A 13,405-nucleotide genomic window follows, 5' to 3' on the forward strand; every position below is an offset into this window, starting at 1 on the left:
TATGTATTCAGGTACAGTACCGACCACACAGTCTCGGCGAGACAGAACAATCTCCACTCTATTTAAATATAGTGACGTGGTTCCGCCACTCCCCGCCCCCACCCCCTGCAAACCCCGAGAACACTTGCAGGGTGGTGTGTGTGGGTCCCGCTCTGTCACGAATATTTTGGCATAAATCTCACTCAATGTCCACACGGCATGAAACCCCATTCCACAGCGAAATGCGGTTGGTGCACCGAGCCAGCCCACTGCGCACGGCATCGTCTTTACTTTGTGACAGGCCGTAGACACTGTATGGACGACCTCACAGTGACATTCATGGACCGGGGCCGCGTACAGGCTGACCGAAACTTCGTCGTTGACGGCCACAGCGTCGCGACAGCCTCTCACCGTGACCCGGAGCACGAGTACGAAACGTACGTTGTATGGAACCTCATCATCGAGACGCCCGAGCTAACCGTCCTCTGGGACACCGGCTCTCACCCAGAGGCCGGCGACGGGTACTGGCCGACGCCGCTGTACGAGGCGTTCGCACACATCGATGCCGCCGAGCATACCCTGCCGGCAGATCTCGAAGATGCGGGCTACAGCATCGACGAGATCGATGCCGTCGTGATGAGCCACCTGCATCTGGACCACGCTGGCGGCCTGCGCAATTTCGCGGGAACGGACGTGCCAATCTACGTCCACCGCGAGGAACTCCCATACGCGTACTACAGCGCCAACACGGACGACGGTTCTATCGCTTACCTCGCCAGCGATTTCGACCGCGACCTGAACTGGGAGATCGTTCACGGCGACAGCTATCACCTCACCGATGGTATCGAACTGCTTCACCTCCCTGGCCACACCCCAGGGCTCATGGGTGCATTCATCGACCGCCCGGACCAGTCGCTCCTCGTCGTCGGCGACGAAGCCTACGTTGAGGCGAACTACGCGGGCCAACCAATGGCGACGAGCCTCCTGTGGAACAACGGCGCGTGGAAGGAGAGCCTCGAACGGTGCCGCGACCGCCAGCGGGCCACGGGGGCTGAAGTCCTACTCGGCCACGACCTCGGGGTGTTTGAGGACGTAGCCGGGGCGACAGACTGAGACGCGGTTCGTTGGGTCAGTCCGAGACAACGACGAGCGTTCGGCGCTCGCCGTTTTCAGTTGCCACGATCCACCGGTTATCGTGCCGCTCAACGACTGCCCACACGCCGAAAAACAGGTGTAACTCCAGTTCGAGACCGTTGACGCGTTCGCCGGTCTCTTCGATACGGAACTCCCGGGACGCAGCAACGTTCGTCATGTCACAGACGAGATGGCAGCCAACGGCGTGCCGTGGCAGTGGCCGCGTTGGCCCGTTTGCGCGCGGCTGTCACTGTTCGAGATAGCCGTACGTCTCCTCCAGATAGTCGATGATCCAGTCGACCGTCGACTCGTCGTAGGTCCAGAAGCCGTAGAACTCGCGCGGTTCGCGCTCCTCGGCCAACAGGGCGCATTTCTGGGTCGGGTCACCCCCGCCATCGAACACGACGAACCACGAGTCGGCGATCTCGTTCGACCGTTCCAGATGCAGCGAGAACGTACTGTACTCGGGCGGTTCGACGTCAGGGACGGCATAGGCGTGAACATCCACGTCGGTCTCACCCAGTCGTTCATAGAGGTCGAGTTCGCCCTGAAGCGTCGAGAGTGTCTGAAAGCCGGCGTGCAGGGTTCCCTGTCCCACTCGCCATGCGCGATCCTCTATTTCGCGCGATGCGGCGGTCATCCGTTGAATCGACCACGAGGTGAACATGGTCTCATCAAGGTGGTCGAGAATCGACACGTACGGGCTGTTGTCACGCGTGATGTACTGCCGACCTTCGTTGAGCGCGTCCGTGAACGAGTTGAGGCTCGCGGCCGCGATCACCTCTGTGTCCTCGCTGAGGGTGATAAACTCGCCCGGTCGTCCGCTCTCGGTCTGCTCGGTCTGAACGTGGACGTTACGGTCCGCGAAGCGCTCGCGAAGGTCCTCGGCCGCTGTCGGCCCGGCGTTAAAGATAGTCAGCGTCTTCTGATGGTCCTCGACGCCGGTGATGAGTTCCGTTAACGACATCTTCGACTGTACATCGGTATTCACCGTGTTAGTCGTTGCGGGAGGGAGTTACGCGACTTACTAGTAGCGGCTGACACGTGTGGGTTAGCTGAATATATCGACCCTGTGAATTTGTCCCACTAGTGACGAACCCCCATTTCGAAAACGGCAATCTGAGGTGCCTGAGCCGAAAGATAACGATTAATGAGTGGTGACATAGTGGAAAATCTTTAGTCATGGCCCCCCAACGGAATGATACGGCACCAGAGCTGGGGCCGAGGATTTCACCATGACAGACAACGAACTAATCTGGCGAATCGCCGGTGGTTCCGGTGACGGAATCGACTCGACAAGCCAGAACTTCGCGAAGGCCTTGATGTGGTCGGGGCTGAACGTGTTCACACACCGCCATTACCCGTCGCGTATCCGCGGCGGCCACACGTACGTGGAAGTACGTGCAAAGGACGAACCGGTACAGTCCCGCGGGGACGGCTATAACTTCCTGCTGGCCCTGGGTGACTCCTTCGCCCGCAACCCACAGGAAGAGGCCTACTACGGCAAAGAAGAGCTGAAACCGCTGTACGAGAACTTCGACGACCTCCGAGAAGGCGGCGTTCTCCTCTACGACGAGGGACTGCTCGACGACGAGGACGTCGACGAGATCGGTCTCGAAGAAGCCGCCGAGGAGAACAACTGGCACGTCGTCCCGATGGACCTCCGCGGTATCGCCAAGGAACACGGCCGCGAGATCATGCGGAACACGGCCGGTATCGGCGCGACTGCGGCCATTCTCGACATCAGCACCGACGAGTTCGAGAAACTCATCACACAGAATATGAGCGGCGACATGCAGGAGGCGAACCTTAACGTCCTGCACGACGCCTACGAAGCCGCCAGCGAACTCGATGTCGACCACGACATCGAGGTCCCCGAGGGCTCCCACGACGAGGAGCAGGTCATTCTCTCGGGCTCGAACGCGATTTCCTACGGCGCAATCGACGAGGGCTGTCGTTTCATCTCAGGCTACCCCATGACTCCGTGGACCGACGTGTTCACGATCATGTCACAGCATCTGCCCGAGTTCGGCGGCATCTCCGAACAGGTCGAAGACGAGATCGCGGCCGCCGCGCTGGCGCTCGGTGCATCCCACGCTGGCGTGAAAGCCATGTCCGGGTCCTCCGGCGGTGGCTTCGCGCTGATGTCCGAACCGCTCGGACTGGCAGAGATGACCGAGACGCCTATCGTGCTGGTCGAAGCGATGCGAGCCGGCCCCTCGACGGGGATGCCGACCAAGCCCGAGCAGGCTGATCTTGAGCACGTCCTGTACACCTCACAGGGCGACTCCGCCCGCGTCGTGTTCGCACCGGCGAACATCCGCGAGTGTTACACGCAGACCCGCTCGGCGTTCCGCATCGCCTACGAGTACCAGATCCCGGTCATCGTTATCTACGACCAGAAGATTCAGGGCGAACTCCGAAACCTCCCGGCCAGCCACTTCGACGAGGAGCCAAACGCCGATCCCGGCTCGGTCCTCACCGAAGAGGAGATTCAGGACGCCGCACACCACTCCTCCGGGAAGTTCCAGCGGTTCCTCCACGAGCCCGAGGACGGCTCGAACGTCAGCCCGCGCACCGTGCCGGGCCAGAAGGACGGCCGCTTCCTCGCGACTGGCAACGAGCACAACCCATCGGGCCACATCAGCGAGGACCCCGAGAACCGAATCGCCCAGATGAACCGTCGGCTCAACAAGCTCGACGACATCCGTGCTGATCTGGACGAGAACACGTCCCACCAGACTTACCACGGACCCGAGGAAGCCGACTACGGCATCCTCGTGTGGGGCAGCCAGCAGGGGACCGTCTTCGAGGCCGTCGACCGACTCAACGAGAACGGCCACTCCGTGAAGGCGCTTGGCGTCTCCGACATGGCTCCGTACCCGAAGGAAGAAGTCTCTGAGTGGCTCGAATCAGTCGACGAGGCACTTGTCGTCGAGATGAACGCGACGGCCCAGTTCCGCGGTCTTACCCAGAAGGAACTCGGCAAGTACGGCGACAAGCTGTCGAGCTTGCTCAAGTACAACGGCAACCCCTTCGAGCCCGCCGAGATCGTCGACGGGTTCGAATCCAGCATCGACGGCGAGGAACTCGCCGCGAGCAACATGAAGTACGTACCCGCGGCAGGTGACTAACCTATGAGTGCATTCTCAGCAATCAACGAAGAACGCGAAATCGAGCGCGACGAGTTTACACCCGGCATCGAACCCCAGGCGACCTGGTGTCCGGGCTGTGGCGACTTCGGCGTCCTCAAGGCGCTCAAGCAGGCCATGCCGGAAGTCGGCAAGAACCCCGACGAAGTCGCGCTGTTCACCGGTATCGGCTGTTCGGGGAAGCTCAACAGCTACTTCAACAGCTACGGCTTCCACACCATCCACGGCCGCTCGCTGCCCGTCGCCCGGGCCGCGAAGCTCGCCAACCCCAACCTCGAAGTCATCGCGGCCGGTGGGGACGGCGACGGCTACGGTATCGGTGGGAACCACACCATCCACACGGCCCGTGAGAACCACGATATGACGTATATCGTGTTCAACAACGAGATCTTCGGGCTGACAAAGGGCCAGACATCCCCGACATCGCCGAAGGGCCACAAGTCAAAGACACAGCCCCACGGCTCGGCGAAGTCGCCGATCCGCCCTCTGTCCCAGCAGCTCAACGCCGGTGCGACCTACATCGCCCGGACCGCGGCTGTCAACCCGAACCAGGCGAAGGAAATCATCGCCGAAGCCATCGAGCACGACGGCTTCGCGCACATCGACTTCCTGACCCAGTGTCCGACCTGGAACAAGGACGCGAAACACTACGTCCCGTACACGGACGTCCAGCAGTCCGACGAGTTCGACTTCGACGTCTCGGACCGCGCGGAAGCCGCCGAGATGATGCGAAAGACCGAAGAGCGACTGTACGAAGGCGAAGTGCTCACCGGTCGGATGTACATCGAAGACGAGCGCCCCTCCTACGGCGAGGAGAAGCGCCAGATCGGCGAAATGCCCGAGGAACCGCTCGCAGAGCGGTACTTCGACGAGGACGCGGAGTGGGAGCGGACCTACGACAACCTCCTCGAACACCACAAATAAGGCTCGCTGCCGGACTGCGGATACCCCCGGACGTGGGTTTCTGGTTCGGAAGATATTTTTTCATGCACCGAAAAGATTAGTGCATGAGTGCCGAGTCTACGGAGCGTCGAATCCTGTCGGTCCTTGAAGAGGACGCACAGGCCTCGTACGCAGAAATCGCAGAGCGAGCGGAGGTATCGAAGCCGACAGTCCGGAAATACATCCAGAAACTCGAAGAGGAGGGTGTCATCGTCGGCTACTCCGCCGATGTCGACCCGAAGAAGCTGGCGGGCCAGTCGATTGCGCTGGTCGGCATCGACATCGCGAGCGACTGCTACGTTGAAGCCACGCGGAACCTCAAGGAGATTCCGGAGATGGAGGAACTGTACACGTCTAGCGGCGACCATATGCTGATGGCGGAAGTCCGGGCGATGGACGGTGACTCGCTGGCGGACGTCATCGAAGACAAGATCCTCGCTCTCGACGGTGTTACCGCCGCACATCCGTCGTTTCTGCAGGAACGGCTGAAGTAACGGGTTTTTAGACGCTCCAGTGCTGACTGCACGGTATGCTTTCTCGGCTGGTGCTCGGACTCGGGCCGACGGCCGCGGACCTTCTCGACGCGATTAGCGACGACCGCGGCGAGCTGGCGGTCGTGACCCAGGACGAGCACCGTGCTGAAACGCTCCGGGCGGACGGCATCAACGTGCTCGAAGCCGACCAGGCCGACCCATCTGTTCTCGCCGACCTCGACTTTCACCCCGAAAGCATCATCGTCGCCAGTGAGGATCCCAAACAGAACGCCGACGCGGCAACGGCCGCGCGTGACTGCTTTCCCGATGCGTTCCTCCTCGCATACGCCGGCCACGGCGCGACAACCGACCAGCGCGACCGGCTTGACAGCGTGGCGGACCGGCTGGTCACACCGGAGACCGTCGTCACCGACTACGTTACCCAGTCGGTCGGCGACGAAGGAACGCGGGCCAGACAGCTCCATCAGGTACTGCGGGACATCGACGACCACCTCGCTGTCGTCATGCACGACAATCCCGACCCTGACGCGATTGCCAGCGCTGTCGCCCTCGGAGCGCTCGCTGAACGAGCCGACTGCGAGGTGACGATCTGTTACTACGGGGAGATATCCCATCAGGAGAACCGGGCGTTCGTCAACCTCCTCGAGTTTGACCTCCGAAACCTTGACGCCGATTCACCAGACGAACTGGAAGCGTTCGACGCGTTTGCGCTAGTTGACCACTCCAGAGCCGGTGTCAACGACCAACTCCCGCCGGAGACCCCCATCGACATCGTCATTGACCATCATCCGCCACGCGTTCCGATCGAAGCCCGCTTCGTCGACCTCCGGAGCGGCGTCGGGGCGACGAGCACACTGCTGGTCGACTACCTCCAGCGGTTCAACGTTGACATTCCGACACCTATCGCAACGGGCCTGCTGTTCGGCATTCAGGTCGACACGAAGGACTTCCGCCGGGAGGTCGCTGCCGCGGACTTCGAGGCCGCCGCACATCTCGTGACGAACGCCGACATGGCAACGCTCCAGCGAATCGAAGACCCAAGCGTGAGCCCGGAGACGCTGTCCGTCATCGGCCGCGCGATTACAAACCGCGATCAGGAGGGCTCAGTGCTCCTGACTGGTGTCGGTGAGATCAGTGACCGGGATGCACTCGCACAGGCGGCTGACAGGCTCCTCGACCTCGAAGGCGTCCAGACGACGATGGTGTACGGCGTCGTCGATGGGACGATATACGTCTCCGCTCGGGCACGTGGGGCAGATATCGACCTCGGCGAGGCGCTGCGGGACGCCTTCGGACAGATCGGGTCCGCGGGCGGTCACGCCGATATGGCGGGCGCACAGATCGACGTGGGGATGATCACCGTCGACGACCGCGAGGAATCACTGGAGGAGATTGTCCGCGCTATCGTTTCCAATCGGTTCCTCGACGCTGTCCAGTCGCGGTCCCACCGGCTGCTTGGGCGCGTCTACGCCCGTGCTGACTACGACGTGGCCGCGTTCACGGAGTCGACGGCGCTTAGTCAGGACAGCGACGACACCTCAGCGACGGCCGAAGGCGCATCTGGAGAGGCTGGTGACGACGGCACAGCGGACTGGAACAGCGATGTGATGTTTCTGGAGAACGGCGACGAAGACGGTGGTGACGAGCCAGACCAGGCAGCCGACGCGGCTGAACCGACAGACGACGAGGCAGAACAGGGAGAGGACAGCCCGGAAACGCTCGTCGAACCCGACGACGGCGAACCGCTGTAGGCGAGCCTTTTTTGCTGTCGGTCGAGAACCCAGTGCCGATGGAGGATTCGAATCGCCCGACGGTCGGGGACTATATGACACGCGAGGTTGCCACCGTCGAACTCGACGACACCGTGGGAGAGGTCGCCCGACGAATCGCCGACAATGACCACTTCAGCGGGTTTCCGGTGACTGACGGCCGCCGGGTCGAGGGATTCGTTAGCGCGCGCGACCTGCTGCTCGCAGAGGACCACGAGCCGATGTTCCGCGTGATGACCGACGATATCCTTGTGGCACATCCAGACATGGCCGTGCAGGACGCGGCGCGCGTTATCCTGCGGTCGGGCATCCAGAAACTCCCGGTTGTCGACGACGCCGGCCATCTTGTCGGCATCATCTCGAACGCTGACGTGATCCGTTCCCAGATCGAACGGGCGACACCGGGCAAGGTAGACAAGCTCGGCCGGACGCTCGAGAATATCCACGGGATCACGACACACGAAGGCCGCCGTGAGGTGGACCTCGATGACCTGACGCCAACACAGACAACGGTGTACGCCGACGAACTCGAAGGCCGGGTGTACGAACTGGAACGGGGACTGGCGGAACCACTCGTCGTCATCGACAACGGCGGAGACCTCCTGCTGGCGGATGGCCATCACCGCGTGAAAGCCGCTGCCAGACTCGACATCGATGAGATGGACGCCTACGTCATCGTCCTCGATGAGACGGTCGAACTGGGGATGGCCGAGACGGCTGCAGACTCCGACTTAGAGTCAATCGACGATATCGAGGTCGTCGACTACGCACACCACCCGCTCGTACAGACAACGGAACGACTCCAAGACTAGTCCCTAGCGGTGTGATCGACGGTAGCACCCCGCTTTGCCCGAACCTTCTTACTAAATCATGACATACACCGGAGTATGTTCGACGAGTCAGACCTCCAACGAATCCGCGAGCAGAAAGACGAGTGGGAAGCCGAGACACTGGACCCCGTACTGGACGCTTACGGCGAACGCAAGGAGCGGTTCGCGACGGTCTCAAACCTCGATGTAGACCGGCTGTATACGCCACGCGACGTGGATGGCCTCGATTACGAGGAAGATATCGGCTTCCCCGGCGAGGAGCCGTTCACACGCGGTGTCTATCCGACAATGTACCGCGGCCGGCAGTGGACGATGCGACAGTTCGCGGGCTTCGGGACCGCTGATGAAACCAACGAGCGGTTTCACTACCTCATCGACGAGGGCCAGACCGGGCTCTCGACGGCCTTCGATATGCCGACGCTGATGGGGATCGATTCTGATGACGTGATGGCCGACGGCGAGGTGGGCAAGGAGGGTGTCGCCGTCGACACACTGGCGGACATGGAACGGCTGTTCGACGGCATCAATCTCGGCGAGGTGTCAACCTCTTTTACTATCAACCCCAGCGCTCCCGTCATCTATGCGATGTACATCGCGCTGGCCGACCAGCAGGGCGTCCCACGCGAGGAAATCCGTGGGACGCTCCAGAACGATATGTTCAAAGAGTTCATCGCACAGAAAGAGTGGGTCATCCCGCCAGAGCCGTCGCTGAAGCTTGTGACCGACACCATCGAGTTCGCCAGTCAGGAGACGCCGAAGTTCAAGCCCATCTCTGTGTCGGGGTATCACATCCGGGAGGCCGGCTCGACAGCGGTACAGGAGCTCGCGTTTACGCTCGCGGACGGCTTCGCCTACGTCGAGGACTGTCTGAACCGTGGGCTGGATGTCGACGAGTTCGCCCCACAACTCTCCTTTTTCTTCAATTCACACAACTCCATGTTCGAGGAGATCGCGAAGTTCCGCGCGGCCCGGCGCATCTACGCCCGGGTAATGGGCGACTGGTACGACGCGGAGGCCGACGCGAGCAAGCAACTGAAGTTCCACACCCAGACCGCTGGCCAGTCACTGACTGCCCAGCAACCGCTGAACAACATCGTCCGCGTGACGATTCAGGCCCTCGCGGGGGTTCTCGGTGGAACCCAGAGCTTGCACACCAACAGCTTCGACGAGGCGCTGGCGCTCCCGTCCGAACAGGCGGTTCGGGTCGCCCTCCGGACACAGCAGATCATTGCGGAGGAGTCGGGGGCCGCCGACATCGTCGACCCGATGGGCGGCAGTTTCGCCATCGAGTCACTGACCGACGAGGTCGAAGAGAAGGCAATGGCCTACATCAATCACATCAGAGACGAACTCGGAGACGGGTCGGTCCGGGACGGCGTCATTCAGGGGATTCAGGACGGCTACTTCCAGCGTGAGATTCAGGACGCTGCCTACGAGTATCAGCAACGCGTCGAGAGCGAGGAAGAAGTCATGGTCGGCGTTAACAAGTACACCGTCGAGGAAGACACCGAACCCGAGATTCTCACCGTCGACGAAGACGTACAGGAACGCCAGCGGGACAAGCTTGCGACGGTCAAGGCAGAGCGCGACGACGCGGCTGTGGAAGCGGCGCTCGATGACCTACGGCAAGTGGTCACCGACGGCGGGAACGTCATGCCCATCATCATCGACGCGGTGAAAGCCTACGCGACGATGGGCGAGATTATGGCTGTCTTCGAGGCAGAGTACGGGAGCTATCAGGAAACGGCCAGTGTCGCGTAACGGCGCTCTCGTAGCACGCTGCCCGGACCTGTCGAGTCACGATAGGCGTCTCATCGCAGTGCGTTCGTGTTGCTTCGTCGAAAACGCCGCTGATCACCGTGTCGCTCTGGTCACGAACTGGCCGCGTCGTCGATTCGCTCGGAGACGTATATGACGAGGCCAAGCAACACGCCAAGGACGATACCGATAGTGACAAACCCGTAGATAGCGACACCGAACGGCGTCGGCGGCAGTGCGATTACACCGAACAGTTCCGGTTCGAGGTCCTCCGGACGAATGCTTCCAAGGACGAACCCCATCACACCGGCAAGCACAACGATAGCAACGTACAGGCGAAGGACGATTTGCTGCCCGGATCTGGCCTCGGCTGACTCGCTCATGTGAGACCAACGGCTCGGAGACGATTAGCCTTTTTCACTTCCACGCCGTAGCTATCTTATGTCACAGAAAGAGCTACTGTTTCTCGTCCTGACCGGAATCGCGCTCATGATGTTCGTGACGGCTATGGTACTGGTCTCTGGCGCAAGCTAACAGGAACTGTCCGTTCTGGTTGCGAACGAAAAGAAGCGGACGAAAACAGGGTTCGGGACGCTTACGAGTCGTCTTGTTCTTCTTGGCCGCCGTCAGCGAGTAGCGATGGGTCCTTTTCGGGTGCCTCGGCTTCGAGTTGCTCGTCGAACCACTGGAACTCGCGGTCCAGCATCCCGTCGCTTTCGAGGTCCCACGGGTCGCCGTCCTCGACTTTCGGGCCTTCGAGCCAGGACTGGACAATGTTCCAGACGAAGAACAGCTGACCGATGAACAGGATGAATGCGCCCACCGTCGCCGCCTGATGGAACGTCGACACCTGCGTCAGCGGTGCGATAGCGCCGTCAAACTGGTAGGTGGCGTACCGCCGTGGCATCCCCAGGTAACCCAGTGCGAGCATCGCGAAGAACGTGATGTTGGTCCCGACCATCGAGAACCAGAAGTGGGCCTTCCCGAGGGTGCGCTGGTACATCCGACCGGTGAAGATGGGGAACCAGTAGTAGATGCCCGCGAAGGCCGCGAAGCCGATGGCCCCCATCACGATGTAGTGGAAGTGCCCGACGACGTAGTAGGTGTCGTGCAGGATCAGGTCAACGGGGATGGAGGCGAGGAACACGCCCGTCACGCCGCCGATGATGAAGTTCGAGACGAAGCCGATACAGAACAGCATCGGCGTCGTCAGACGCAGGCGGCCGTTCCACATCGTTGTGATCCAGTTGAACGTCTTGACCGCGCTCGGTATTGCAATAGCCAACGAGACAGCCATGAACGAGGCCCGGAGCCGCGGGTCCATGCCCGTCGAGAACATGTGGTGGGCCCAGACGCCGAAGGACAGTACACCGATGGCGAGCGTCGAGTAGACGACGAACTTAAAGCCGAACAGCTTTCGCCCGGAGAACTTCGGCAGGATGAGGCTAACCAGTCCCATCGGCGGCAGGACGAGGATGTACACTTCAGGGTGGCCGAAGAACCAGAACAGGTGTTGCCACAGCAGCGGGCCACCGCCCTCGACCGCGAAGAACGTCGTTGCAAGGTTCCGGTCCAGCAGCAGCATCACGATGGCGCTCCCCAGTAGCGGGAAGGCGAACAGGATCAGTGCGGACTGGGTGAGGATTGTCCACGAGAAAATATCGAGATTCGCCCAGTTGACCTCCTCATTGCGCTCCGTGAAGATGGTCGCAATGAAGTTGATCGCCCCCATCGTCGCTGCGACGCCCGAAAGGTGCAGCCCCAGCAGCATCAGGTCGACACCGGGGTTCGCCTGCTCGACGGACAGCGGCGTGTACATCGTCCAGGCCGTTCGAGCCGGCTCGATCATGTTGTCGGTCACCGGCGCGAGGAAGAACCCCGCCCAGATCAGCAGTGCTGCTGGTGGGAGCAGCCAGAACGCGATGGCGTTGATACGCGGGAACGCCATGTCGTCAGCCCCGATAAGCAGGGGGATGAAGTAGTTCGCGAACGCCGCGATAATGGGCGTCCCGAACAGGAACAGCATCGTAATGCCGTGACTCGTCAGGATGGAGTTGTAGGCGTTGTTGCCGAGGATGGCCCCTGCGGGCGTGACGAGCTGGATACGAATGAGCATCGCCATGATCCCACCGACAGCCAGGGCGATGACCGCGTACACCCCGTACAACAGACCGATGTCCTTGTGATCGACAGTTGTTAGCCAGCGAATGATACCTGCGGGTTTCTCACGGTTGATGACCGCCGTCTCGTCACCCGTGACGGCCCCGCCACCCGCGAGCGGCGTATACGAACGCCAGTTCTCGACACGGGTGAGAAGCGCGGCGACGCCGACGAGGAGGACGGCCATCAGCCCCGTCAGCACAATATCTCCTGCTACCATAGTCGTCCTTCAGGACTGGGACATTATCAAAGGGTCGATTCCTGCAGCAACGACCATAAAATACGGCTCCCATCCAGCATTACAGCTTCAAAAATAAGAGACCTCCTCACACAGTCATCCGGTGCCAAGCGCGGGCGTCTTCGAAACGGTCTGTCTGCAACTGGCCGCTCAGCCTTCGTGGCCCAGTTCGTCGTTCTCTTTCTCGGCGTTCTCGACAGCCTTCCCCGCGTAGTACGTCAGGACAGCGAGCAACAGGAACATCGAGATAATCAACGCGAACTGCAGCCCGGAGAAAACGGGGTCCGTTCCGAACGCCGGGAACACGGCAAATGCAACGATGAAGAAGAAGAGGATCCCAAGCGGAATGATGTTCACGGTGAGGTCGAGCAGGGTGTCTTTTTCGAACCCAAACAGTGCCATGTCTGCCCGTTAGCACAGGCCAGTAAATAGATTGTTGGTTTCCGTATCGGGCAGGGACCCGTCTCAGACAGCGGTCTGTTCCATTATCGAGGCAACGCCACCCATTGCGATCATCACTGCGCCCGCCACGGCGACAGCCACTAGCCGAGTGAACAGCGGCCCGGTCCCGACATTCGAGAGCGCGATGTCGGCGACCGGAACCTGCCAGAGCGTAAACGCAGCAGCGAGGACAATGAGAATGACGCCCACACCCAGCATGGTCGGCCACGGCCGCCCCACGTACCCGGACTCCGTGAGGATGCCGGCGATACTACCGCCAAACAGTATCAGCCCGAAGACAGCCACTGGAAAGAGTCCGACGAACACGCCGATCTCTGACAGTGCTAATCCCAGTGCAACGAACAGCGGCCACGGACTCGCAGTCGGATACTGGTCGCTTAGTCCCGGCTCCTCTGCCATACCAACACTTCGGTTCGAATCATCATATGTCCATCGGACCGCGCCCGTGGGCACAAACTATTTGTTCACCATCCGGCTTGGTGGGAGT

Annotated in this window: 13 protein-coding genes; 7 read left to right on the forward strand and 6 right to left on the reverse strand. The window is 61.0% G+C overall.

Annotated features, from left to right (window positions below; genetic code table 11):
* Nucleotides 1–294 precede the first annotated feature (294 nt).
* The gene (locus BDK61_RS11020; RefSeq protein WP_121303252.1) at nt 295–1,092 is read left to right on the forward strand and encodes an N-acyl homoserine lactonase family protein; all 798 of its coding nucleotides are present in this window, start codon (nt 295–297) and stop codon (nt 1,090–1,092) included.
* A 16-nt stretch (nt 1,093–1,108) separates the two neighbouring features.
* On the opposite strand, the gene BDK61_RS11025 is transcribed toward BDK61_RS11020, so the two are convergent.
* Together BDK61_RS11025 and BDK61_RS11030 are read right to left on the reverse strand one after the other, a co-directional pair.
* Nucleotides 1,109–1,291: a hypothetical protein gene (locus BDK61_RS11025; protein WP_007188902.1), complete on the reverse strand. Its 183-nt coding sequence runs from the start codon at nt 1,289–1,291 to the stop codon at nt 1,109–1,111.
* A 69-nt stretch (nt 1,292–1,360) separates the two neighbouring features.
* On the reverse strand, nt 1,361–2,080 hold the full coding sequence (locus BDK61_RS11030; RefSeq protein WP_004956670.1) for a DICT sensory domain-containing protein: 720 nt from the start codon (nt 2,078–2,080) through the stop codon (nt 1,361–1,363).
* A 268-nt stretch (nt 2,081–2,348) separates the two neighbouring features.
* Between BDK61_RS11030 and BDK61_RS11035 the strand changes: the two genes are divergently transcribed.
* The 6 genes from BDK61_RS11035 (at nt 2,349) to BDK61_RS11060 (ending at nt 10,061) form a co-directional block, all read left to right on the forward strand.
* Nucleotides 2,349–4,247, forward strand: coding sequence for a 2-oxoacid:acceptor oxidoreductase subunit alpha (locus tag BDK61_RS11035; RefSeq protein ID WP_121303253.1), 1,899 nt, complete (start codon nt 2,349–2,351; stop codon nt 4,245–4,247).
* A 3-nt stretch (nt 4,248–4,250) separates the two neighbouring features.
* A complete protein-coding gene (locus tag BDK61_RS11040) occupies nt 4,251–5,189 on the forward strand; it encodes a thiamine pyrophosphate-dependent enzyme (protein ID WP_004516277.1) in 939 nt (312 codons plus the stop codon).
* Nucleotides 5,190–5,272: 83 nt separating this feature from the next.
* Nucleotides 5,273–5,701, forward strand: a complete 429-nt coding sequence (gene lrpA1 / locus BDK61_RS11045) for an HTH-type transcriptional regulator LrpA1 (RefSeq protein WP_004956678.1) — start codon at nt 5,273–5,275, stop codon at nt 5,699–5,701.
* A gap of 35 nt (nt 5,702–5,736) precedes the next feature.
* Complete coding sequence (locus BDK61_RS11050; RefSeq protein WP_011223530.1) at nt 5,737–7,452, forward strand: DHH family phosphoesterase; 1,716 nt, start codon at nt 5,737–5,739, stop codon at nt 7,450–7,452.
* Between the two features lie 38 nt (nt 7,453–7,490).
* Complete coding sequence (locus BDK61_RS11055) at nt 7,491–8,282, forward strand: CBS pair associated ParBc domain-containing protein (protein WP_004956686.1); 792 nt, start codon at nt 7,491–7,493, stop codon at nt 8,280–8,282.
* A 75-nt stretch (nt 8,283–8,357) separates the two neighbouring features.
* Complete coding sequence (locus tag BDK61_RS11060) at nt 8,358–10,061, forward strand: methylmalonyl-CoA mutase family protein (protein WP_007188906.1); 1,704 nt, start codon at nt 8,358–8,360, stop codon at nt 10,059–10,061.
* 110 nt (nt 10,062–10,171) lie between these two features.
* Here BDK61_RS11060 and BDK61_RS11065 read toward each other — a convergent pair whose 3' ends face one another.
* The 4 genes from BDK61_RS11065 to BDK61_RS11080 all read right to left on the reverse strand — a co-directional run bounded on the left by BDK61_RS11065 (nt 10,172) and on the right by BDK61_RS11080 (nt 13,317).
* On the reverse strand, nt 10,172–10,441 hold the full coding sequence (locus tag BDK61_RS11065; protein WP_004956692.1) for a DUF7520 family protein: 270 nt from the start codon (nt 10,439–10,441) through the stop codon (nt 10,172–10,174).
* Between the two features lie 212 nt (nt 10,442–10,653).
* Nucleotides 10,654–12,438: a cytochrome c oxidase subunit I gene (locus BDK61_RS11070; RefSeq protein WP_004956695.1), complete on the reverse strand. Its 1,785-nt coding sequence runs from the start codon at nt 12,436–12,438 to the stop codon at nt 10,654–10,656.
* Between the two features lie 168 nt (nt 12,439–12,606).
* The gene (locus BDK61_RS11075; RefSeq protein WP_004956700.1) at nt 12,607–12,858 is read right to left on the reverse strand and encodes a DUF6684 family protein; all 252 of its coding nucleotides are present in this window, start codon (nt 12,856–12,858) and stop codon (nt 12,607–12,609) included.
* 63 nt (nt 12,859–12,921) lie between these two features.
* Nucleotides 12,922–13,317 carry a DUF7541 family protein gene (locus BDK61_RS11080; RefSeq protein WP_121303254.1) on the reverse strand — a complete coding sequence of 132 codons (396 nt, stop codon included), beginning with the start codon at nt 13,315–13,317 and terminating at the stop codon, nt 12,922–12,924.
* Nucleotides 13,318–13,405: the final 88 nt, after the last annotated feature.

The organism is Haloarcula quadrata (assembly GCF_003634715.1).
Taxonomy (GTDB): Archaea; Halobacteriota; Halobacteria; order Halobacteriales; family Haloarculaceae; genus Haloarcula; species Haloarcula marismortui.